This is a genomic window from Patulibacter sp. NPDC049589, assembly GCF_040675535.1.
Classification (GTDB): Bacteria; Actinomycetota; Thermoleophilia; order Solirubrobacterales; family Solirubrobacteraceae; genus Patulibacter.
In genome coordinates, this window is the sequence record NZ_JBFAPC010000074.1 from 1 (window position 1) to 21554 (window position 21554).

Here is a 21554-nt window from a genome sequence, read left to right on the forward strand (position 1 = left end):
GGGGCGGCGGCGGGGGGGGGGGGGGGGGGGGGGGGGGGGGGGGGGGCCCGGGGGGGGGGGGGGGGGGGCCCCGGGGGGGCGGGCGGGGGGGGGCGCCCCCCCCCGCCCCGCGCGGTCAGTCCGTCGAGGCCATCACGTGCTTGACGTACTGGTAGTCCTCGAGCGCGTACTTCGAGAGGTCCTTGCCGTGGCCGGAGTCCTTGACGCCGCCGTGGGGCATCTCGTTGGCGAGCAGGCCGTGCGTGTTGATCCAGACGCAGCCGAACCTCAGGGCGGCGGACGCGCGAAGGGCGCGGCCGATGTCGCGGGTCCAGACCGACGACGAGAGCCCGTAGGCGGTGCCGTTGGCCCAGGCGATCGCCTCGGCCTCGTCGGTGAAGCGCTGGACGGTGACGGCGGGGCCGAAGATCTCGCGCTGGACGACCTCGTCGTCCTGCCGGACGCCCGCGATGACGGTGGGCTCGACGAAGAAACCCGGCCGGTCGGCGCGGCGGCCGCCGGTCACGACCTCGGCGTGCGACGGCAGCCGGTCGAAGAAGCCGGTGACGCGCTCGAGCTGGCCCGGGTTGTTGACCGGGCCGAGCGTCGTGTCGGCTGCCGTCATGTCGCCCATCACGAGGCCCTTGGCCTCGTTCGCCAGGCCCGCGACGAGGTCGTCGTAGATCCCCGGGGCGGCGATCACGCGGGTCGACGCGGTGCAGTCCTGGCCGGCGTTGTAGTAGCCGAAGCCGGCGATGCCCTCGATCGCGGCTTCGATGTCGACGTCGTCGAAGACCACGACCGGCGCCTTGCCGCCGAGCTCCAGGTGCGTGCGCTTGAGCTGCTTGCCCGCGTGCTCGGCGATCCAGCGGCCGGTCTCCACCGAGCCGGTGATCGAGACGAGCGCGATGTCCGGGTGCTCGACGATCGCCTGACCCGCGGCGTTGCCCCCGACCACGACGTTGAGCACGCCCGGGGGCAGGATGTCAGCGACGAGCTCGGCCAGGCGGACGGTCGACGCCGGGGTCGACGGGGCCGGCTTCAGCACGGTCGTGCAGCCCGCGGCCAGTGCCGGGCCGAGCTTCCACGACGCCATCATCAGCGGGTAGTTCCACGGCGCGATCTGGCCGACGACGCCGATCGGCTCGCGGCGGATCCACGACACGGTGTCCTCGACGTAGGTCGCCGACGCGGCGCCCTCGAGGTTGCGGGCGGCGCCCGCGAAGTAGCGGAAGCAGTCGGCGATCGGCGGGATCTCGTCCTCGAGCACCGCGGACAGCGGCTTGCCGGCGTCGCGGGACTCGAGCGAGGCGAGCTCCTCGGCGTGCGCCTCGACGACGTCGGCGATCTTCAGCAGGGCCAGCGAGCGCTCCTGCGGCGTGGCCGTCGACCAGGCGGGGAACGCGCGGACGGCGGCGGCGACGGCGCGGTCGACGTCCTCCTGGCCGGCGTCGGCGGCGACGCCGATCTCCTGGCCCGTGGCGGGGTCGACGATCGGCATCGTGCGGCCGTCGGCGGCGTCGACGAGCTCGCCGTCGATGAAGGACCGGACCTGCAGCTGCTCGGTGGCGCTCATGTGTGCTCCTCGGTGGTGCGGGGCGGCGGAACCTCAGAGGCTCCGGCGGGGAGATTGGTTCCGAACCTCGATGACGGGTCGCCCGGGTCGGTGGGGGACGGCGGTGTGGGGCGTCCGGCGTCCGAACGGGCCTCGGCGGGCGGGCTGGCGCGACCGGGGCGAACGCCGGCGACCGTCCCCGGGAAGGTCACCGCGCCGCTCCGTCCTGACCGTGGCCGGTCGCGATCAGGCCGCGAGGCGGCCGGGGTCGCCGTCGGTGCGGCTGGCGTCGAGCGCCTCCTGCACGGCCGGGACGAGGATCTTCCCGCCTTGGACGTTGACGCCGGAGCGCAGGCCGGGGTCGGCGGTCAGCGCGGCCTCGACGCCGAGGTTCGCGAGCGCCCGGACGTACGGCAGCGTGGCGTTGGTCAGCGCGCGGGTCGAGGTGTTGGGGACGCCGCCGGGCATGTTGGCGACGCAGTAGTGCAGGACGCCGTCGACGACGTAGGTCGGGTCGCCGTGCGTGGTCGGGGTCGACGTCTCGGCGCAGCCGCCCTGGTCGATGGCGACGTCGACGATGACGGCCTTCGGGCGCATCGAGCCCAGCATCTCGCGGGTGATCAGCTTCGGCGCGGCCGCGCCGGCGACGAGGACCGCCCCGATCACGACGTCGGCGTTCGCGACCTCCTCGCGGAGCGTCAGCGGGTCGCTCATCAGGACGCGGGCACGCCCGTCGAACAGCAGCTCCAGCTCGGTCAGGCGCGCGATCGAGCGCTCGAGGATCGTGACCTCCGCACCCATCCCGACCGCGACCCGCGCCGCGTTGGTGCCCACGACGCCGCCGCCGATCACGACCACGCGGGCCGGCGCGACGCCGGGGACGCCGCCGATCAGCACGCCGCGACCGCCGAACGGGTCCTGCAGGAAGTACGCGCCGGCCTGCGCGGCCAGGCGACCGGCGACCTCGGACATCGGGGCCAGGAGCGGGAGGCCCTTACCGCCAGGTCCGGTCACCGTCTCGTACGCGATGGCGGTGGTGCCGGACGCGACCAGCGCGTCGGTCAGCGCCGGGTCGGCCGCGAGGTGCAGGTACGTGAAGAGCGTGGCGTCCGGGTTCAGCGACGCGTACTCCGACGCGATCGGCTCCTTCACCTTCAACAGCAGCTCCGCGTCCGCCCAGACGTCTGCGGCGCCGTCGACGATCTGCGCGCCGGCGCCGACGTAGGCCTGGTCGGAGAAGCCCGACCCGAGCCCCGCCCCGCCCTGGACGAGCACCTCGTGCCCGGCCTCGGCCAGCTCGTGCGCGCCGGCGGGCGTCAGGGCGACGCGCCGCTCGGCGGGCTTGATCTCGGTGACGACGCCGACGCGCATCAGGACTCCAGGGGGTGGTGGACGGACGGGCCGGCCGCGCGGGCCGGGAGGGTGGAGGCCGGGGCGGTCACGACGCCAGCCCCATGTGCTCGCCGGCGGCGGAGAGCACGGTGCGCAGGGTCGCGACGATCTCGTCCAGCAGCGCCGCGTCGCTGATCAGCGGCGGCGCGATCTGCAGCACGGAGTCGCCGCGGTCGTCGGCGCGGGCGACGATCCCGGCCTCGCGCATCGCGTGGGGGAGGAAGCCGCGCAGCAGGTCGTCGCGCTCGGCCTGGTCGAAGCGGGTGTTCTCGGCGTCCTTGACGAGCTCGACCGCCCAGAAGAAGCCCTTGCCGCGGACGTCGCCGACGATCGGCAGGTCCAGCAGCGACTCCATCGCGGCCTGCAGGTGCGGCTCGAGCGCGCGGACGTTCTCGAGCACGCCGTCGCGCTCGAAGATCTCGATGTTCTTCAACGCCGCGGCGGCCATCACGGGGTGCCCGCCGAACGTGATGCCGTGGCGCAGCACCAGCGACGGGTCGAAGAGGCCCTGGGCGATCCGGTCGGACACGAAGACCGCGCCGCCGGGGACGTACGCGGACGTGATGCCCTTGGCCGTCGTGACCATGTCGGGGACGACGTCCTCGTGCTCGATCCCGAGCCAGTTGCCCATCCGGCCGAAGCCGCAGATGACGGCGTCGGCGACCAGCAGGATGCCGTGCTCGTCGCAGATCTCCCGCAGGCCCTTCCAGTAGCCGGTGGGCGGCACGATGCAGCCGCCGGCGTTCTGGACGGGCTCGGCGATCAGGACGGCGACCTCGTCGGCGCCGGCGGCCGCGATCGCGTCGCGGACCTCCTGCAGCAGGCGGGCGCAGAACGCGGCCTCGTCGTCGCCGTCGGGGTCGCGGAACGCGTTGGTGTTGGCGACGTGCGTGACGTCGATCGGCGGCGTGCCGAAGCCGTCCTTGTAGCCCGGGACGCCCGTGAACGAGAGGGCTCCGAGCGTGACCCCGTGGTACGCGTCCTTGCGGGCGATCGCCTTGCGGCGGTCCGGCTGGCCGACGGAGCGGAAGTACTCCAGTGCGATCTTCCACATCGACTCGACGGCCTCGGAGCCGCCGTTGGTGAAGAACACGTGGTCCAGGTCGCCCGGCGCGCGCTGCGCGAGCGCCTCGGCCAGCCGGATCGACGCCGGGTGCGCGGTGTTCCAGTTCGTGTTGAACGGGAGCGTCGCGAGCTGCTGCCCGATCGCGGCGGAGAACTCCTCGCCGTAGCTGTAGCCGATCTGCGAGCAGTAGAGGCTCGACAGCGCGTCGATGTGCCGCTTGCCGGTCGTGTCGAAGACGTAGGGGCCCTCGCCGCGATCCAGGACGAGGAGCTCGTCGCGGGGGGCCGCGTCGGCGGCGGGCGGCGCCGTCCCGTAGGCCGCGGCCTGCTTGGTGAAGTGCAGCAGCAGGTGCTCGCGGGCCGCGCGCTGCAGCTCGTCGTGGCTGGTCGCCTGTGGTGTGGTGCTGGGGGTCGCCATCGGCGGGGCTCCTGGTGACGGGGTGCGCGGGGACGTCGTGTCACCAAGCGTGACCCCGAGGCCCTCCCGGGTCATGGAGCAGCCCGTCGAGACTCCCCCGGTGGCGCCGGACGCTCTGTCGCGCGGGCTCGCACCGGACCGCGGTCCGGTGCCGCGGTCAGCGGACGGCGCGCGGCGCCGGCGCGCGCGTGAGGACCTCGTCGTCGAGGATCTGCGCGATCAGGCCGCGCAAGCCCCCGGCGGGGGAGCGCACCGCGGACATCCGCACGTGCACCGGGACGGCGGAGCCGTCGGCGCGGACGAGGCGCTTCTGGAGCGCGTAGCGGTCGCGCCGGCCCGCGACGAGGTCGCCCACGAGCTCCTGCTCGACGCGACGGTCCTCGGGGTGCGTGACCTCGTGCGCCTCGCGGCCGACGAGCGCCGGCTCGGCCCGGCCCAGCAGCTCGCCGAGCGCGCGGTTGACCCGCAGCCAGCGGCCGTCGGGCGACAGCAGCGCCTGGCAGATCGGGGAGTGGTCGAAGGTCAGCTCGAAGACCTCCTGGAGCTCCGACAGCAGCAGCTGGTCGCGGCGCAGCGCGGTGACGTCGCGCGTGACGACCATGCCGCCGACGACCGCCCCGCGGTGGAGGACCGGGCTGCAGGTGTACTCGTAGACCGTCTCGTCGGCGCCGCGGAACTCCAGGACGGTGGTCCGTCCGGCGACCGCCGCGCGGTACGCGTCCTGGAAGCGGTGCCAGTCGCGCGGGGTCAGGGCCTCCGGGGCGGACCGTCCGACGAGCTGGTCGGGCGTGTAGCCGTGCTGCTCGTGCGCCGTGCCCGTGGCGCCGCGGAAGCGCAGGTCCGCGTCGAAGACGAGCATCGAGACGTCGGTCATCGACCGCAGCGCGCCGACCATGACGTCGGCGGCGGGGGCGTCCGGGTCCTGGGCGGCCGGCCGCGGCGCCGCGGCCGGGCGGACGCCGGCCGGACGGGCGACCTGGGCCAGCGGGCCCGGGACGGTGTCCATCGTGTGGTCCGCCGGGCTCTCGTCCGGCGTCCCTCCGTTCTCTCCCGGCGTCGCCGCGCTCTCGGGCGCCGCGGGCTCCGCCGGCACCGTGGCGGAGTCGAGCTGGACGTGGAAGCGACCGTCCATCACGGCGCACGTGCGCAGCCGGCGGTGCAGGACGCGGCGGAGCTCCGAGCCGAGGCTGACCGGCCGCGCGACGCGCACGACGATGCGCAGCTCGCCAGCGGCGAGCGCCGAGACGCTCGTGCCGGCGACGCCGCCGATCCGCTCGATCGCCGCGGTCAGGGTCGCGGCGTGGGTCGGACCGGAGACTGGGCGCAACACGACCTCGACGTCGTCGCGGGTGAGGCCCGCGGACAGCACGGACAGCAACTCGGGGGCGCTGCCGGCCCGCCGGCGCTCGCCGCGGCCGCTCTCGATCGGTCCTTCGGTCAACTCGGCACCCGGGGGACGGTGGCTCGTGCAGGGGACTGCCCTACGGCCCCGACGCTACCGCAGCGCGACGGGGTGGTGCGGCGGGTCGTCCTCAGCCGAGGATCGACGCCAGGCGCCGGACGTCGTCGAGCTCGAGCGAGCCGCCGCGGTCGCCCAGGACCTGCAGGCAGACGTGGTCGGCCCCGGCGTCGTGGTGCTCGGCGACGCGGGCGGCGATGGCCTCCTCGTCGCCCCACGCCACCAGCGCCTCGACCAGGCGGTCGCTCAGGTCGCCCTGGGTCTCCTCCTCGGTGAAGCCGAGCCGCAGCCAGTTGTTGACGTAGTTCGGCAGCGTCTTGTACAGCTCGAGGTGCTTGCGGCCGCGCCGCAGACCGACCTCGCGCTCCGTCGTCAGGACGACGCCCTGCTCGACGGCGAGCAGGCGGTCGGGGCCGAGGATCTCGCGCGCCTGGCGCGTGTGCTCCGGGGTCACGAGGTAGGGGTGGGCGCCCTGCGTGCGGTCGCGGGCGAGCTCCAGCATCTTCGGACCGAGCGCGGCGAGCAGGACCGGCGGCGCGGCCTCGCGGCCCTCGGGGGACCCCAGGCGCGTGGCGTCCATGGCGTCGAGGTACGCCCGCATCGTCTTCAGCGGCTTGCCGTAGTCCTTGCCCATCATCCCCTCGACCAGCGGGGCGTGGCTGACGCCGAGCCCGAGGGCGAAGCGGCCCGGGTGCAGCGCGCCGATCGTCGCGGCGCCGGCGAGGGTCGCCGACGCGTCGCGGAAGTAGAGGTTCGCGATGCCCGTCGCCACCACGAGGCGCTCGGTCTGGCCGAGCAGGACGAGCGCCTGGGTCAGGGTCTCGCGGGCGCCCGGGGCCTCGCCCCACCAGAGCGTGCCGTAGCCGAGCTCCTCGATCTCGCGCGCGACCTCGCCGAGGCGGGTGAGGTCCAGGCCGGTCAGCGCCCCGGACCACAGGCCGACCCGCCCGAGGTCGACGTGCTGGGCGGTGGGGGCGGGCTGCTCGATGGTGCTCATGGGTCCTCCTCGGCGACGGAGGACCGGACGCTAGAGGGGCGCGTGGTCCGGCCCCTGCACATGGGGCAACGCGCGCAGCGCCAGGTGCAGCGTCAGCGTCTGCTCGGGGTCGGCGAGGTCGACGTCGAGCAGCTCCTCGATGCGGGCCAGGCGGTTGTAGAGCGCCTGCCGGTTGAGGTGCAGCGCGCGGGCCGCCTCGGCCTTGCGCCAGCCGCCGGCGCACAGCGCCTCGAGCGTCGGCAGCAGCTGGTGCTTGCGGCGGCGGTCGTGCTCGAGGACCGGCCCGAGGCGGCGGCGCACGAACGCGCGCAGCTCGCGGTCGTCGCGCCAGCGCCAGAGCAGCCGCTGGAGCTCCAGGGCGCGCACGTCGTGCCAGTCCTCGGGGGGCAGCGCGACGGCGGACGCGGCGGTCTCGGCGGCCAGGCGCAGGGCCGGGCCGGCGTCGCGCCACGGCGTCGGGTCGCCGACGGCGATCCGGGTGGCCCCGGCGCCCAGGCGGCGCTCGACGGCGGTGCGCAGGGCGCGGGCGGCGGTGTCCGCCACGCCGGCGCGGCCGGCCGGGTCCCGCAGGCCGATCAGCGCGAGCAGCTGGCCGGGGCGCTCCTGCTGCCCGGCGAGCACGGCCAGTCCGTGCGCCTCGAGCTCCGCGGTCATGTCGCGCAGGACGAGGCTCCAGGACGCGCCGCCGGCGGGGGCCGCCGTCTCGGCCGCCAGGGGGAGCAGCTGACCGGTCGCGCTGCGGAAGCCGATCGACCCCGCCTGCCGCTCCGCGTGCGCGGCGGTCGTGCGGCCCTCGGAGAGGTCGACGAGGAAGTTGCCGCGCTCGCGGGCGATCAGCTCCTCCTCCTGCCGGGCGCGCAGGAGCGCGAGCGCGACGATCCCCGCCGCGCGCTGCAGGGCGACGCCGGCGATCTCGTCGAGCGGGCCCGTCACCGGCAGGACGAGCAGGCGGCCGTCCGGGCCGTGGCCGCTGAGCGGGACGGGCTCGGCGAGGCCCGCGCGCCACGGCGCGCGGCCCGACGGGCGGCTCGACGCCTTCCACGCGTCCAGCGCGTCGACCCCGTCGACCGTGGACCCGGCGTGGTAGAGCAGGCGCCCGTCGCCGTCCTCGAGGAAGACCGGGTTGCCGATGATCTCGGCCGTCGCGCGCAGGACCTCCGGGATGCCCTGGCCGTCGAGCAGCAGCTGCGTCAGGCGCTGCTGGACGTCGTCGCCGCGCCGCAACAGCGCGTACTGGGCGTTGACGATCTCGGTGTGGATCGCCTCGGTCACCGTGATGAACGGGACCTCGCGCGTGAGGGCGACGAGGACGAGCTCGTGCTGGCGCGCGGCCTGCACGAGCGGCGTCGGGAGCTCGGTGAAGGTCGGGCCGAGCTCGATCACCAGGGCGGCGAGGCCGAGCTCGGCGAGGCCCGCCACGAAGCGCCGCTGGTCGACGGCCTTGCGGCCGATCCCCATCCCCGTCGTCAGCAGCAGCTCGCCGCCGCGCAGCTGCGACGCCATGTACGAGACCTCGCCCGCGTGGACCCAGCGGATCGGCCGGTCGAGGTGCTCCGCGCCGGAGACGACGTCGGGCAGCCCGCGGCGCAGGACGGGCAGCGCGAGCGCGTCCGCGACCGTGATCTTCGGCATCGGCGCGGCCAGGGGCTTGAAGGCCGGCGGCGCCGGCGGCGCGCTCGAGATCGCGGACGGGCGCACGGAGGAGACGGGGGGATCCACGAGCGGCACGTCCGCGATCATGGCCGCTCGGCGGGCGCGTAGCAACGTCGGATCGTCCAACGGATGCTCCCGGGGCATGGACAGAGTGTCGGCTCGCCGGTGCGCCGTCCGGGAGCGTACGGCGTCCCGTCACCGGCTCCGCCGGCGATCGGGGCGAGGTGTACGACGTCCCGCTCCCGGCCCGTGTGCGCCGGACCCACGGCGGCGTGGATCCGGGGGGCCGGAGGACGTCCCGCCGCGCAGCTGCGTCCTGATGGCCCACGGGTTCTCGATGACCGCCACGAGGGGCTGCTCCCGTACGCCCGGGCGCTGCGGGACGCCGGCCACCTGGTCCTCGTCTTCGACCACCGGCACCTCGGCGACTCCGGCGGCGAGCCGCGCCAACGCTTCCGCGAGGCCGAGCAGCGCGCGGACAGCCCGGGCGTCTTCCTGGCCATCGCGCTGCACCGCCCGCACCGCAAAGCGTCGTCGATCCCGACGCCGCTCTGGGTCGGCCTGGGCGACCGCGACATCACGGTCGCCGCGCCGGCGGTCCGGAAGCTGGCCGAGCGTGCGCCCCGCGGCGAGCTGCACCGCTACGACGTCGACCACTTCGAGCCGTTCCACACCGACGCGTGGCGGGCGATCGCGGCGGACCAGGTGACGTTCCTGGACCGCGTGCTGCCGGTCGGGCGCGTCGGGGTGTGATCGGCCGCGAGGCCGTCGATCCCGCGTCGGGCGCCGCGCGAGGCCTCGTCACCCGGATCGCGCCGGCGCCGGGTGACGAGCTCTGCGTCAGGCACCGGCGCGAACGCCCACGCCGCCGGAGACCGTGAGGTTGTCGCCGGTGATGTAGCTCGCGGCGTCCGAGGCGAGGAACGCCACGGCCTCGGCGATGTCGGCGGCAGCGCCGACGCGACCGAGGGGGACGTCCCGGCCCCAGGCCTCGATCGTCTCCCGGGAGATGCCCAGCTTGCCGTAGGCGGGCGTGTCGATCATTCCCGGGCTGACGGCGTTGACGCGGATGCGGCGCGGGGCGAGCTCGTGCGCGAGGGACCGCATGAGGGGCAGCAGGGCGCCCTTGGCGGCGGTCATGGCGGATCCGAGTCCTTCGCCGGCGCCGACGGTGAGCACGACCGAGGCCCCCTCGTTGAGGAGCGGGAGCGCCTTCTGCAGGGTGAAGAAGCTGCCCTTGACGTTGACGTCGAACAGGGCATCGAAGGCGTCCTCGTCGGTGGACTCGATCGGGCCGGGGCGGGAGATGCCCGCGTTGAGGAAGAGTAGGTCGAGCCCGCCGAGCTGTCGGCGCGCCTGGTCCATCGCGCGGTCGATGTCCGGCAGGGACCGTGCGTCGGCCCGGACGATCGCGACGTCGTCGGGGAGCCCGGCGTCGGCGACGTGGTCCCTGCCGGTGACCATGACGCGGTGGCCGCGGGCGTGGAGCAGCTCCGCGGTCGCCTTGCCGATGCCACTGGTTCCACCGGTGATCAGGGCTGTGGGTGCGGGCACGGTGCGTTCCTTCGGGTCGTCACGAGGGGTGCGGGGCGGTCGGTGCGCGGGCCCGGTCCGCAGGGCAACCGGGTGACGCTGCAACGACCGCTCATGGCAGCGTACGTCAGATTGGCAGCGACTGCCAAGTAACGAGTTCATGCCACGGTGGCAGCGCTGGGCTACCCTGGGGCCATGGAGCAGCACGCCGCGACCGGGACGGGCGCCCCGTCCACGCTGTGGCACCGGACGCGGCAGCTGGCCTCACGGGAGATCCTCGAGACGGCCCTGCGCCTGTTCACCGAGCAGGGCTACGACGAGACGACGATCGCCCAGATCGCCCGTGAGGCCGGCGTCTCACAGCGCACGCTCTTCCGCTACTTCGGAACCAAGGAGGACCTCCTCGGCGGCGACCAGGACCGGTTCCGGCAGGTCCTCACGGACACGATCGGCGGCCAGCCCGCCGACGCGGACGTCTGGGACGTCCTGCGCGCCGGGGTGGCCGCCGTCCTGGCCCTGCACGACAGCCACGAGCAGGCCCGGGAGCGGTTCCGCCTCCTGCACAGCACCGCCTCGCTGCGTGCCGGCTGGCTCGAGAAGCGGCTGGGGTTCCAGGAGGACCTGCTCCCGCTCGTCGAGCCGCGCCTGGACGCTGCGGCCGGCAGCACGACGCCGCGGGCCCGCGCGGTGATCGCCACGGCGTTCACGTGCCTGGACGTCGCGTCGATGACGTGGGTCGCCGACGACGGCGCGGGCGACATCATGGACCTGTACGACGCGTGCCTGGCCGCCGTGCGCGGCTGAGCCGGCCGCGGTCGGTCAGGGCCCGCCGTGGTCGGTCGGCGTTGGCCGTGGTCGGTCAGCGCCGGCCGCGGTCGACGGCGACCGCCGCGGCGGTCGGCATCCGCCGCGGCGAGCAGCGAACCCACGCGGCCTCCGGGCGACCGTCGATCACGCCGTCCGCAACGCCACCGTCGGCGGCATCCGGGACGCGCGAACGGCGGGCAGCAGGCCGGCGAGCGCGCCGATCAGGACGGCCGACGCGATGCCGCCTGTCCACGCCTCGACCGGGACCACGATCGCCCAGCCCTTCGCGCCGGCGTACGCGGCCGTCGCCGCCGCGCCGGCCAGCACGCCGACCACGCCGCCGATGACCGCGAGCAGGATCGACTCGCCGAGGAACTGCGTCCGGATCTGGCCCTTCGTCGCCCCGAGCGCGCGGCGGAGGCCGATCTCCGATCGGCGCTCCAGCACCGAGATGACCATGATGTTGGCGACGCCGACGGCGCCCACGATCAGCGCCACGACGCCGAGCCCGAGGAAGAGGCTGTCGAACGCGCCCGCGGCGGCGGCGCGCGCGGTGAGCGCGTCGGACGGCTGGCTGACGGTCACCTCGTTCGGCGCGTCGGGGTTGGCGGTCGGCGCGAGCAGCGCCTGCACCGCGGCCTCCCGGCCGGTGGCGGTGCGCACGTAGATCGTGCTCGGCGGGCCGGGCTGCCGCTCGCCGCGGGCGACGCCGGCGTAGCCGAGGTACCGCTGGGCGGCCGGGTAGCCGATCAGCGCGCTGCTGTCGATGTCGGGCGCCAGTGGCGACGGCTCCAGGACGCCCGCGACGTTGAACCATCGCCCGCCGAGCCAGATCCGCTGGTCGGGCTGGACGCGGTCGATGCCCAGCCGCAGCGCCGCGGTCGCCCCGAGCACCGCGACCGGGACGCGGGCCGTGCCCGCGTTGAGCCAGCGGCCGCGGGCGACGCCGGTGGTGAGCACGGACGGCAGGTTCAGGCTGGTGGCCCGCACCTGCAGGCCGCCGGACTCGGCCTCGGGGATCAGCCGGTTGCGGTAGACCTTCGCGTCCTTCAGCAGGCCCGTGTGCGCCGCCAGGTCGACGTCGGCCAGGTGCGTGATCCGCGCGGGCGCCTCGAGCGGCAGGGTCGCCTCGCCGCCCGTGAGACGCTGGCCCGCCTCGACGGTCAGCAGGTTCGTGCCCAGCCGGTCGATCTGCGCCAGCAGCCCCGCCTGCGAGGACGAGGAGAGCCCGAGGATCCCCACGATCGCCGCCGTGCCGATGGCGATCCCGAGCGCCGAGAGCGCGGCGCGCAGCGGCCGGGCCCGCAGCCCGATGCTCGCCACCCGGAGCCCGTCCTGCAGCGACAGCCGACCGCCCTGGCCGGTCATCGGTCCCCCTCGCTCGCGCCGTCGTCGGGCACCACGAGGACGCTGTGGTCCGTCGTGCCGTCGTCGGGTGCCGCGAGGACGTCGCGGTCCCCCGCACTGTCCGCGGGCGTCGCGCCGACGTCGCGATCACGGCGGTCGTCGCCCACCACCCGGCCGTCCAGCATCCGGATCCGGCGCGGCAGCTGCCCGGCGAGGCCCTCGTCGTGCGTGATCATGACGATGGTCGTGCCGGCGGCGTGCAGCTCACGGAGGAGCTCCATGATCGCGGCGCCGGTGGTGCTGTCGAGGTTCCCGGTCGGCTCGTCTGCGAGCACGATCGCCGGCCGCCCGACCAAGGCCCGCGCGATCGCCACCCGCTGCCGCTGCCCGCCCGAGATCTTCGTGGGCTTGAACGTCGCGCGATCGGCGAGGCCGACCCGCCCGAGCGCCTCGTCGGCGCGCCGGTACCGCTCGGCCGTGGGGACGCCGGCGTAGAGCAGGCCGTCGGCGACGTTCTCGCGCACCGTGGCGTGCTCGGAGAGGAAGAACTGCTGGAAGACGAACCCGATCGACCGGGCACGCAGCCGCGACAGCTCGCGGTCGTCCAGCCCCGCCGGATCGACGCCGTCGATCCGGACGACGCCGCCCGTGGGCAGCTCCAGCGTCCCCATCACGTGCAGCAGCGTGGACTTGCCCGATCCGGAGGGGCCGACGATGGCCACCAGCTCGCCCCGCCGGACCGCGAAGGACACGCCTCTCAGGGCGTCGACCCGCGCCCCGCCCGCCGGCTCCTCGCCGTAGGCCTTCGTCACGGCATCGAGCTCGAGGACGGTGTCGCCCGCGGCGGCGAGCTCCAGGTGGCGTCCGCCGGTCATGGCGTCGGCACCACGACGTCGTCGCCCGCGGCGAGGTCGCCCTGCACCGCGACCCGCCCGCCCGCGCCGTCGAACAGGCCGAGCCGCACGGCGACGAGCGAGCGGCGCCCGCCGCCCCGGACGGCCTCGACCGCGAAGCCGCCGCCGGCCTTCCCGACGAGCGCGGTGACCGGGACGCTCAGGGCGTTCTCCACGCCGTCGGTCGTGATCTCCACGTGGACCGGCGCGGCGTCGAGCCCGCGGGCCTTCGCGGGGTCGTCGAGCCGGACGACGACCGGGATCGTCGCGTCCCCGGCGGCCGCGTCGTCCTTGCCGGCGGTCCGGGCGACGCGGCCGATCCGGTCGACCCGGCCCGCCACGGGGCGGTTGCCGGGCAGCGTGACCTGCGCGCGGTCGCCCGGCTGCACGGTGCCCTGCTGCGACCCGGCGAGGGCGACCTGCACCTCGAGCGTGTCCGACGTGGCCTGCGCGACCCGGGTCCCGGGCCGGGCGAGTCCCCCGAGCGGGGCGGTCACCGTCGCGATCCGCACCGACCGCGGCAGGACCACCACGTCGTGCGCCGCGAGCGCGCCGGCCCCGCCGACGCCCTTCGCGCGGTGGAGCCGCCGGAGCGCCGCCGTGGTCCGCCACGTGAGGTGGTCGTCGTCGGGATCGATCCGCACCCCGGCGGCCCGGTCGTAGCCGAGCCGGTGCAGGTTGCGGTTGAGCTGCCGGACGTCGCGGCCCTCGTCGCCGGCGTGCAGGTCGCGGTAGGCGGGGATCGTGCCGCACAGCAGCAGCACCGGGTCGTCGTCCACCCGGTAGAGGACCTCGCCGCAGGCGACCCGGTCACCGACGTCGGGCAGCGCGGTGTACGTGCCGCCGGCCCGGTCGATCACGGCGTACGGCGCGCCGTCCGTCCGCGCCCGGTAGGTCAGCGTCCCGTCGAGGGCGACCACGTCCGACAGGGGGCCCTCCGTCACCTTCGCGGTGCTCGCCGGCGCGTCCTGCGCGGCGACGGTCGCGTCGCCCGACCCGGACGCGACGACCACGCCGCCGGTGGCGATCGCGGCGACCAGGACGACCGCTCCGGCGAGCAGCCGCGTCCTGCGCATCACTGGCCCTCCAGCGCGCGCGTGGCGGGCTCGCGGCACGCGTCCTGCGCGGCCCGGAACCCCGGGATCTCGAGGGCGCCCCTCCCCGCGGCGGACGGGATGCGGTTCGTGTCGATCAGGGGCCCGTCCTCGACGGGATCCGGGAAGTCCCTCACGCCGTTCTCGCGCATGCAGCGGGCGAACGCGAGGGCCGCCTCCTGCTGCTTGCCGTCCCGCTTGCGGCCCGTGAACCCCGGAGGCTGCAGGTCCTTGCACGCGGCGATCGCCTGCTTCCACGCCGGGCTGCTCGCGTCCAGCGTCGAGCCGTTGAGGATCCCGTCGACGGTCATCTCGCCCGAGGCGTCGGGGTCCGGGAACGCGCCGACGCCGTGGTCGCGCATGCACGCCGCGAACTGCAGGCCCTTCGCGCGGGCGGCGTCCTGGGTCCCGCCGCCGCGGCTGCCGGGGGCGGTGTCGGTCCTCGCCGGGTCGCTCGAGCAGCCGGTGGCGAGCAGCGCGGCCGTAGCAAGAGCCGCCACGAGTGGGAGTCGCCGGCGGACGGTGCTAGGTGCTGTTGCGCTGGACGTCATGCCGCCAGTCAACGCGGCGGGCCGTTGTCAGCACGTATGCGGTTCTCGATACGCCGACGACATGCCGCGGATTCCGCGGCGCCGGGTCAGCGCAGCTCGATGAGACGGTGCCCGGCGTCGACCATCTCGACGATCTGGTCGACCAAGGGGTCGAACCACTCGAGCAGCGCGCGGCGACGCGTGTTCCCGACCCTGACCCACACGACGACCGGCGCCGGATCCCGGAACAGCACCATGTCGGAGAAATCCTCGTCCTTCGTGATGAGCACCGCGTCGTGGCGTAGGGCGTAGTCCCAGAGCTCGCGGTCCGGAGCGCCGCCGCGGTCGATGTCGGTGACGTGCTCGGCGTGATGCCCCCGCGACGTGAGGAGGCGTGCCAACGCGGGCGGCAGCTGCGCGTCGACGAGGAAACGCACCCTACGACGCGGCCAGGATCGCGTGATCGGCCTGTGCCGCGGCGTACTCCAGACACGCGCCGATGTCGTCCCTCGTCAGGTACGGGTAGTCCTCGAGGATCTCCGCCTCGGACGCGCCGGCCGCGAGCAACGACAGCACGTCGGACACGCGCATGCGCGTGCCGCGCACCACCGGACGGCCGTGCGCCACAGCGGTGTCGACCGTGATGCGCACCAGACGAGACATGCGTCGAGGATAGCCGCCCGTGGACTCACCGCTGCATCCGCGGGTCGTGCGTCGGGTCGGCGTACGTCTGCGGGCAACCCCGGTCGGCGGCGTCGGGGCGCAGCTCGTAGTGCCAGGGCTCGTTGCCGTAGATCTGGCATAGGCCGAAGCGGGCGCCGTGCGCCGACAGCCACGCCGCCGCGCGGGGCGGCCCGATGTCGACGGCCTCCCCCGACACGTGCGCGGACGTGTCGGCCGTGGCCACCCAGCGAGCCGCCTCGGCCGTCGAGGCGTACTTCGCCACCGCGTCGCGCAGCAGGTGCTCCTGATAGGCCGGGGAGCGCCAGGCGCTGTCGACGACGAGCTCCAGTCCGTCGGTCGCGGCACTCGACGCCGCCCGGCGCAGGGCATCGAGGAGCGCCGGATCGAGGTTGGCGACGCCCGGGACGTCGTCGTCGAACACTGTCGTGCCGTCGGGGACGGCGCCGTCCGCCTCGCCGAGGGCACCTCCTCCGAAGGATTCGGGCGGCGCGGACTCGTAGTGCTCGGGGCGACCATCGTCGACGAGCGCCGAGAACGAGGACCCCATCGACGAGTCGGCCATCGAGTGCGAGAGCGCCTGCAGCCGGCCGCCGAGGCTCGCGACGATCGCCACCACGACGACGAGCACGGCGGCGACCCGCCCCCGGCGGACCGGGGTGCGACGGAGGGTCGTTCGTGCGGGTGCGCCGGAGCCCATGCCGGCCAGTCAACGCGGCGGGCCGTTGTCAGCACGTATGAGTTCTCGATACGCCGACGACACACCCGTGCTCGTAGCATCGGACCGATGCGGGTGCTGATCGTCGAGGACGAGCCCTACTTGGCCGACGCGATCCGCGACGGGCTGCGCCTGGAAGCGATCGCCGCCGACACCGCCGCCGACGGCGACGCCGCGCTGGCGCTCCTGAGCGTCAACGACTACGACATCGCCGTCCTGGACCGCGACGTCCCCGGGCCCACCGGGGACGAGATCGCCCAGCGGATCGTCGCCTCCGGCAGCGGCATGCCGATCCTGATGCTCACCGCCGCCGACCGGCTCGACGACAAGGCCTCCGGGTTCGGGCTCGGCGCCGACGACTACCTGACGAAGCCGTTCGAGCTCCGGGAGCTCGTGCTCCGCCTGCGCGCGCTGGACCGTCGGCGCGCCCACAACCGGCCGCCGGTGCGGGAGCTCGCGGGTCTGCGGCTGGATCCGTTCCGCCGCGAGGTCTTCCGCGACGGCCGCTACGTCGCGCTGACCCGGAAGCAGTTCGCCGTGCTCGAGGTGCTGCTCGCCGCCGAGGGCGGCGTCGTCAGCGCCGAGGAGCTGCTGGTGCGCGCGTGGGACGAGCACGCCGACCCCTTCACCAACGCGGTGCGGATCACCGTCTCCGCACTGCGCAAGCGGCTCGGCGAGCCCGGGATCATCGCCACCGTGACCGGCGTGGGCTACCGCATCGACACGCCCGTCGGCCGCGGGCCGGCCGGTGGGCCCGGCGCGGGCGCGCACGATGGCTAGGCCGCCGGACGCGCGGGAGCGCACGACGGAGCGGGCCCAGGGGCCGAGCGCCCGCCTGAAGCTCACGCTCAGCTACGCCGGGTTCCTGATGGTCGCCGGCGTCCTGCTGCTCGCGGTCGTCTGGGTGTTCCTGCTGCGGTACGTCCCCGATCCTCCGGACACCGTCCGCAACCCGCGGGGCGGACTGCTGCTGGGCGAGCGGCCACGACTCCCCCCGGGGCCCGACCGCCAGGACCTCGTGGACGCGTTCGCGCCGAAGGCCGCCGCGATGCTGGCGTTCCTGCTGCTCTTCGGGCTCGTCGGCGGGTGGATCCTCGCCGGCCGGATGCTCGCCCCGCTGACCCGCATCGGGGACGCCACGCGCCTGGCAGCGAGCGGCTCGCTCTCCCACCGGATCCGGCTCCCCGGTCGCAACGACGAGTTCCGCGAGCTCTCCGACGCCTTCGACACCATGCTCGCGCGGCTCGAGGCGCACGTCGCCGAGCAGCAGCGGTTCGCCGCCAACGCCTCCCACGAGCTGCGCACGCCGCTGGCGGTCACGCAGACCCTGCTCGACGTGGCCCGCAAGGACCCGGACCGCGACAACGGCGAGCTCGTCGACCGCCTCCACGCCGTCAACACCCGGGCGATCGACCTGACCGAGGCGCTGCTCCTGCTGAGTCGCGCCGACCAGCGGTCCTTCGCCCGGGAGCACGTCGACCTGTCCCTGATCGCGGAGGAGGCCACCGAGACGCTGCTGCCGCTCGCGGAGCAGCGCGGCGTCACGATCGAGACGTCCGGTGACGTGACCCCCACGGTCGGCTCGTACTCGCTCCTGCTGCAGCTGTGCACGAACCTGGTGCACAACGCGATCGTCCACAACACGGCCGACGGAGGCGCCGTGTGGGTCACCACCGGCGCGCAGCCCGACGGCGTGGTGCTGACGGTCGAGAACACCGGCGAGCCGCTCACGTCGCAGATGGCGTCGACGCTCGCCGAGCCGTTCCTGCGCGGCAGCGGCCGGCTGCGCTCCGAGCACGCGGGCGTCGGCCTGGGTCTCGCGATCGTCGAGCGGATCACCGAGGCCCACGACGGAACGCTCACCCTCACGCCGCGCACCGGGGGAGGGCTCCGCGTCGTGGTGTGGCTGCCCGCGGCGCCGCCGACCGCCGGCGGATGAGGCGCCGGGACCCGCGCTCCGCCGCTCGTTCGGCGCTGCGTCGCATCCGGCCCGCGACACGCCGTCACCCCCAACGGCATCGCCGCGACGCCCTGTCGCAGGCTGCCCCGACCGGCCGCCGGCGGGCCTGCCGCCGTCTACGGTGGGCGCGTGACCCCGTGGCCGCGCACCGAGCCGACCGCCGCCCACCGCGCGGCCTACGCGGACGCCCGTCCGCGGTCGTTCTGGCTCGACGAGGACCTGGGCGGCGTGACCCGGCCGGACCCCGCGCCGGCGCTCGTCGGCGAGGCGACAACGGATCTCTGCATCGTCGGCGGCGGCTTCACCGGGCTGTGGGCGGCGCTGCACGCCAAGCGCGACGACCCCGCGCGCGACGTCGTCCTGCTGGAGGGCGAGACGTGCGGCTTCGGCGGCAGCGGCCGCAACGGCGGCTTCTGCGTCGCGTCCCTGACCCACGGCCTGCACAACGGCGCGGCGCGCTTCGCCGACGAGCTCGCGACCCTCGAGCGGCTGGGACTGCAGAACCACGCGGACCTCTGCGCCGACCTCGAGCACCACGGCATCGACTGCGAGCTCGAGCACACCGGCGAGCTCGACGTCGTCCTGGACCCCGACCGCGCCGACTGGCCCGCGGAGGACGCCGAGCTGCTGCGCGCCCACGGCCACGACGTCGTCGTCCTCGACCGCGACGCCGCCCGGGAGCACCTGAACTCACCGGTCGTCCACGGCGCGCTCTGGGACCGCACCGGGGCGTCCCTCGTGCACCCCGGCAAGCTCGCCCTCGGCCTGCGCGCCGCGGTGCTCGCGGCCGGTGTCCGGGTCCACGAGCACACCGCCGTCGCCGAACTGCGCGAGACCCCGGACGGCATCGACGCGGTCTGCCCGCAGGGCCGCGTCCACGCCCGCGGCGTCGTCCTGGGCACCAACGCCTTCCGGCCGCTGGTGCGCGAGATCCGCCGCTACGTCGTGCCGGTCTACGACTACGTCCTGATGACCGAGCCGCTGACGCCCGAGCAGCGCGCGTCGATCGGCTGGGCGGGCCGGCAGGGGATGGGCGACGACCAGAACCAGTTCCACTACTTCCGCCTGACCGCCGACGATCGGATCCTCTGGGGCGGCTACGACGCGGTCTACCGCTTCGGCGGCCCGGTCGGCCCGGAGTGGGACGAGTCCGACGAGGTCTTCGCGCGGCTCTCGCAGCAGTTCTTCACCGCGTTCCCGCAGCTCGACGGCGTGCGCTTCAGCCACCGCTGGGGCGGCGCGATCGACACCTGCTCGCGCTTCTCGGTCTTCTTCGGGCAGACCCACGGCGGGCGGGTGACCTACGCGGCCGGCTACACGGGCCTCGGCGTCGCGGCGACCCGCTTCGGCGCCCGCGTCGCGCTCGACCTGCTCGACGGTCGCGACACCGAGGCGACGCGCCTGCGCTACGTCCGTGAGAAGCCCACGCCGTTCCCGCCCGAGCCGCTGCGCGCGGTCGGCATCGCCATCACCCGCAACCGCCTGGCGGCCGAGGACCGGACGGGGAAGCGCGGCCGCTGGCTGCGCACCCTGGACCGGCTCGGGCTGGGCTTCGACAGCTGAGGCCCGCATGTCCCTCGACCTCGCCCTCCTGAACGCGCGCGTCCGGACGCTCGACGACGACCGGCCGCGCGGCTCCGCCGTCGGGATCGCCGGCGGCCGGATCGTGGCGGTCGGGGACGACGCCGACGTGCGGGCGCTGGCGGGCCCGGCGACCGAGACGATGGACCTCGACGGCGCCGCGGTCGTCCCCGGCCTGGTCGACAGCCACACCCATCCGCTGAAGGGCGCGATCGACGCGCGGGGTGCCGACCTGACCGGGGCGGGCACGCTCGAGGAGGTCCGCCGCCGGCTCGCGGCGGAGGCCGCCCGGACCGCACCCGGGGCGTGGGTGATGGCGTTCGGGCTCGGCTACGACGCGTTCGGCGGCGCCGGCCGCCGCGGCGCGCTGGTCGCCGACGCCGTCGGGGGCGCGCCGGCGTTCCTGCTCTCCGACGACCTGCACACGGCGGTCGTCACGCCCCGCGCGCTGGAGATCGCGGCCGTCACCGGACCCCGCGGCTTCGCCGAGCAGTCCGAGGTCGTCGTCGACGCGGGCGGCGCGCCCACCGGGGAGCTGCGCGAGTGGGCGGCGATGGACCTCGTCCGCGACGCGATGCCGACGCTCACCGACGCCGACCGCGACGCCCTCTACGCCGCCCAGCTGCGGCGCTTCGCGGCGCTCGGGCTGACCGGCACCCACGCGATGGACGGCGACCTCGACAAGCACGCCGCCCTGGCCCGCCTCGAGGCGGCCGGCGACCTCGTCACCCGGATCGTCGCGCCGTTCTGGATCACGCCCGAGACCCCGCGCGAGCGCTGGGCCGAGCTCGCCGGGCACCACGGCGACCACGGCCGCCGCTGGCGGGGCGGCGTCGCGAAGTTCTTCATCGACGGCGTGATCGACGCCGGCACCGGCTGGCTCGTCGAGCCGGACGTGAACGGCGACGGGACCCTGCCGTTCTGGCCCGACCCCGCCCGCTACCGCGAGGCGGTGGCGTTCTTCGCCGGCCACGGCTTCCAGTGCGTCACCCACGCCTGCGGCGACCGGGCCGTCCGCGAGGCGCTGGACGCCTACCGGGGCACCGGTGCCGTCGGGGTCCCGGCGCACCCGTCCCTCGACGCGGGCCCCACGGCGCCGCGCGTCCAGCACCGCGTCGAGCACGTCGAGACGATCCAGCCCGAGGACCTGCCGCGCTTCGCCGCCGAGGGCGTCACCGCGTCGATGCAGACGCAGCACATGATGGACCTGGCCCCCGACCGCTCCGACAACTGGTCACGACGCCTGGGCGACGACCGCTGCGACCGGGCCTTCCTCACGCGCGACCTCTGGGAGTCGGGCGCGCTCGTCGCCCTCGGGTCGGACTGGCCCGTCGCCCGGCTCGACCCGCGCGAGGGGATGGCGAGCGCCCGGATGCGCCGCGCGCCACAGGACCCCTCCCGCGCCCCGTACGACGACCAGGCGATCACCGGTCTGCAGGCGCTGGTCGGCTACACCCTGAACGCGGCGCGCGCGGTCGGCGAGGACCACCGCCGCGGCAGGATCCGGGTGGGCTTCGACGCCGACCTGACGGTCCTCGCGGACGACCCGGTGGAGACGCCGGCTGCGGATCTGCCGGCGCTGCCGGTGGTGCTGACGGTGGTCGACGGCGAGGTCGTGCACCGGGCGACGTGACCCGGTGCCCGGACCCGGCCCGGACCCGGCCCGGTCCGCGCCGCGACACGCGCGGGGCGGAGCCTGCAGTCACGGCATCGCCTGCCCACGCGACTCTCCGTCCCCACCCCGCCGATCCCCACGCGACGCTCTGTCGCCCTGCTCCGGCAAGCCTCCGACGTCCTGCCCGTCGCACCGTCGGCGCCGCCCGCGAGAGCCTGCCGACAACGTCCAGAGCAGCGGCCCGAGGTTCATCCGCGTGGCCAGTGGTGGCACGCCG

Annotated in this window: 20 protein-coding genes; 6 read left to right on the top strand and 14 right to left on the bottom strand. The window is 75.3% G+C overall.

Annotated elements, in window-relative coordinates; genetic code table 11:
* Positions 1-115 precede the first annotated feature (115 nt).
* The 6 genes from AB0L40_RS14875 to AB0L40_RS14900 all read right to left on the bottom strand — a co-directional run bounded on the left by AB0L40_RS14875 (position 116) and on the right by AB0L40_RS14900 (position 8662).
* Entirely contained in the window at positions 116-1555 is a 1440-nt protein-coding gene (locus AB0L40_RS14875) for a gamma-aminobutyraldehyde dehydrogenase (protein WP_364355730.1), read from the bottom strand.
* A gap of 225 nt (positions 1556-1780) precedes the next feature.
* Positions 1781-2905 (bottom strand): alanine dehydrogenase, encoded by a 1125-nt coding sequence (gene ald, locus AB0L40_RS14880; protein WP_364355733.1) that lies wholly within the window; start codon positions 2903-2905, stop codon positions 1781-1783.
* Between the two features lie 67 nt (positions 2906-2972).
* Entirely contained in the window at positions 2973-4409 is a 1437-nt protein-coding gene (locus AB0L40_RS14885) for an aminotransferase class III-fold pyridoxal phosphate-dependent enzyme (protein WP_364355736.1), read from the bottom strand.
* Between the two features lie 157 nt (positions 4410-4566).
* Positions 4567-5850 (bottom strand): PAS domain-containing protein, encoded by a 1284-nt coding sequence (locus tag AB0L40_RS14890; protein ID WP_364355739.1) that lies wholly within the window; start codon positions 5848-5850, stop codon positions 4567-4569.
* Positions 5851-5941: 91 nt separating this feature from the next.
* The gene (locus tag AB0L40_RS14895; protein ID WP_364355742.1) at positions 5942-6865 is read right to left on the bottom strand and encodes an LLM class F420-dependent oxidoreductase; all 924 of its coding nucleotides are present in this window, start codon (positions 6863-6865) and stop codon (positions 5942-5944) included.
* A gap of 30 nt (positions 6866-6895) precedes the next feature.
* Positions 6896-8662, bottom strand: a complete 1767-nt coding sequence (locus tag AB0L40_RS14900; RefSeq protein WP_364355745.1) for a PucR family transcriptional regulator — start codon at positions 8660-8662, stop codon at positions 6896-6898.
* 105 nt (positions 8663-8767) lie between these two features.
* On the opposite strand from AB0L40_RS14900, the gene AB0L40_RS14905 reads away from it, so the two are divergent.
* Positions 8768-9271, top strand: coding sequence for a hypothetical protein (locus AB0L40_RS14905; RefSeq protein ID WP_364355748.1), 504 nt, complete (start codon positions 8768-8770; stop codon positions 9269-9271).
* An 87-nt stretch (positions 9272-9358) separates the two neighbouring features.
* Here the strand turns inward: AB0L40_RS14905 and AB0L40_RS14910 are convergent, their stop codons facing one another.
* Positions 9359-10072, bottom strand: coding sequence for an SDR family oxidoreductase (locus tag AB0L40_RS14910; protein WP_364355751.1), 714 nt, complete (start codon positions 10070-10072; stop codon positions 9359-9361).
* Positions 10073-10246: 174 nt separating this feature from the next.
* Here AB0L40_RS14910 and AB0L40_RS14915 point away from each other — a divergent pair, with 174 nt between their 5' ends.
* Complete coding sequence (locus AB0L40_RS14915; protein WP_364355754.1) at positions 10247-10855, top strand: helix-turn-helix domain-containing protein; 609 nt, start codon at positions 10247-10249, stop codon at positions 10853-10855.
* A gap of 147 nt (positions 10856-11002) precedes the next feature.
* Here AB0L40_RS14915 and AB0L40_RS14920 read toward each other — a convergent pair whose 3' ends face one another.
* The 7 genes from AB0L40_RS14920 to AB0L40_RS14950 form a co-directional block, all read right to left on the bottom strand.
* Positions 11003-12226 (bottom strand): ABC transporter permease, encoded by a 1224-nt coding sequence (locus AB0L40_RS14920; RefSeq protein WP_364355757.1) that lies wholly within the window; start codon positions 12224-12226, stop codon positions 11003-11005.
* Positions 12223-13080, bottom strand: a complete 858-nt coding sequence (locus tag AB0L40_RS14925; RefSeq protein WP_364355760.1) for an ABC transporter ATP-binding protein — start codon at positions 13078-13080, stop codon at positions 12223-12225. The genes AB0L40_RS14920 and AB0L40_RS14925 overlap by 4 nt, the downstream gene beginning before the upstream one ends.
* Entirely contained in the window at positions 13077-14174 is a 1098-nt protein-coding gene (locus AB0L40_RS14930; RefSeq protein WP_364355763.1) for a hypothetical protein, read from the bottom strand. The genes AB0L40_RS14925 and AB0L40_RS14930 overlap by 4 nt, the downstream gene beginning before the upstream one ends.
* A complete protein-coding gene (locus AB0L40_RS14935) occupies positions 14174-14692 on the bottom strand; it encodes a hypothetical protein (RefSeq protein ID WP_364355766.1) in 519 nt (172 codons plus the stop codon). Before AB0L40_RS14935 ends, AB0L40_RS14930 begins: the two co-directional genes overlap by 1 nt.
* Before the next feature lie 137 nt (positions 14693-14829).
* On the bottom strand, positions 14830-15159 hold the full coding sequence (locus AB0L40_RS14940; protein WP_364355769.1) for a DUF5615 family PIN-like protein: 330 nt from the start codon (positions 15157-15159) through the stop codon (positions 14830-14832).
* Between the two features lies 1 nt (position 15160).
* Positions 15161-15385, bottom strand: a complete 225-nt coding sequence (locus AB0L40_RS14945; protein ID WP_364355771.1) for a DUF433 domain-containing protein — start codon at positions 15383-15385, stop codon at positions 15161-15163.
* 25 nt (positions 15386-15410) lie between these two features.
* Positions 15411-16034 (bottom strand): M15 family metallopeptidase, encoded by a 624-nt coding sequence (locus tag AB0L40_RS14950; protein ID WP_364355774.1) that lies wholly within the window; start codon positions 16032-16034, stop codon positions 15411-15413.
* Positions 16035-16190: 156 nt separating this feature from the next.
* Between AB0L40_RS14950 and AB0L40_RS14955 the strand changes: the two genes are divergently transcribed.
* The 4 genes from AB0L40_RS14955 (at position 16191) to AB0L40_RS14970 (ending at position 21295) form a co-directional block, all read left to right on the top strand.
* On the top strand, positions 16191-16901 hold the full coding sequence (locus AB0L40_RS14955) for a response regulator transcription factor (RefSeq protein WP_364355777.1): 711 nt from the start codon (positions 16191-16193) through the stop codon (positions 16899-16901).
* Positions 16894-18060, top strand: coding sequence for a HAMP domain-containing sensor histidine kinase (locus AB0L40_RS14960; RefSeq protein WP_364355780.1), 1167 nt, complete (start codon positions 16894-16896; stop codon positions 18058-18060). The genes AB0L40_RS14955 and AB0L40_RS14960 overlap by 8 nt, the downstream gene beginning before the upstream one ends.
* A gap of 150 nt (positions 18061-18210) precedes the next feature.
* A complete protein-coding gene (locus AB0L40_RS14965) occupies positions 18211-19644 on the top strand; it encodes an FAD-binding oxidoreductase (protein ID WP_364355783.1) in 1434 nt (477 codons plus the stop codon).
* A 7-nt stretch (positions 19645-19651) separates the two neighbouring features.
* Positions 19652-21295 carry an amidohydrolase family protein gene (locus AB0L40_RS14970; protein WP_364355786.1) on the top strand — a complete coding sequence of 548 codons (1644 nt, stop codon included), beginning with the start codon at positions 19652-19654 and terminating at the stop codon, positions 21293-21295.
* Positions 21296-21554 lie beyond the last annotated feature (259 nt).

Bases quoted from the DNA above. Each gene is read 5' to 3' on its own strand.
- AB0L40_RS14875 (WP_364355730.1), bottom strand. From the start codon at position 1,555: ATGAGCGCCACCGAGCAGCTGCAGGTCCGGTCCTTCATCGACGGCGAG.
- ald (WP_364355733.1), bottom strand. From the start codon at position 2,905: ATGCGCGTCGGCGTCGTCACCGAGATCAAGCCCGCCGAGCGGCGCGTC.
- AB0L40_RS14885 (WP_364355736.1), bottom strand. From the start codon at position 4,409: ATGGCGACCCCCAGCACCACACCACAGGCGACCAGCCACGACGAGCTG.
- AB0L40_RS14895 (WP_364355742.1), bottom strand. From the start codon at position 6,865: ATGAGCACCATCGAGCAGCCCGCCCCCACCGCCCAGCACGTCGACCTC.
- AB0L40_RS14900 (WP_364355745.1), bottom strand. From the start codon at position 8,662: ATGCCCCGGGAGCATCCGTTGGACGATCCGACGTTGCTACGCGCCCGC.
- AB0L40_RS14915 (WP_364355754.1), top strand. From the start codon at position 10,247: ATGGAGCAGCACGCCGCGACCGGGACGGGCGCCCCGTCCACGCTGTGG.
- AB0L40_RS14920 (WP_364355757.1), bottom strand. From the start codon at position 12,226: ATGACCGGCCAGGGCGGTCGGCTGTCGCTGCAGGACGGGCTCCGGGTG.
- AB0L40_RS14925 (WP_364355760.1), bottom strand. From the start codon at position 13,080: ATGACCGGCGGACGCCACCTGGAGCTCGCCGCCGCGGGCGACACCGTC.
- AB0L40_RS14930 (WP_364355763.1), bottom strand. From the start codon at position 14,174: ATGCGCAGGACGCGGCTGCTCGCCGGAGCGGTCGTCCTGGTCGCCGCG.
- AB0L40_RS14945 (WP_364355771.1), bottom strand. From the start codon at position 15,385: ATGTCTCGTCTGGTGCGCATCACGGTCGACACCGCTGTGGCGCACGGC.
- AB0L40_RS14955 (WP_364355777.1), top strand. From the start codon at position 16,191: ATGCGGGTGCTGATCGTCGAGGACGAGCCCTACTTGGCCGACGCGATC.
- AB0L40_RS14960 (WP_364355780.1), top strand. From the start codon at position 16,894: ATGGCTAGGCCGCCGGACGCGCGGGAGCGCACGACGGAGCGGGCCCAG.
- AB0L40_RS14970 (WP_364355786.1), top strand. From the start codon at position 19,652: ATGTCCCTCGACCTCGCCCTCCTGAACGCGCGCGTCCGGACGCTCGAC.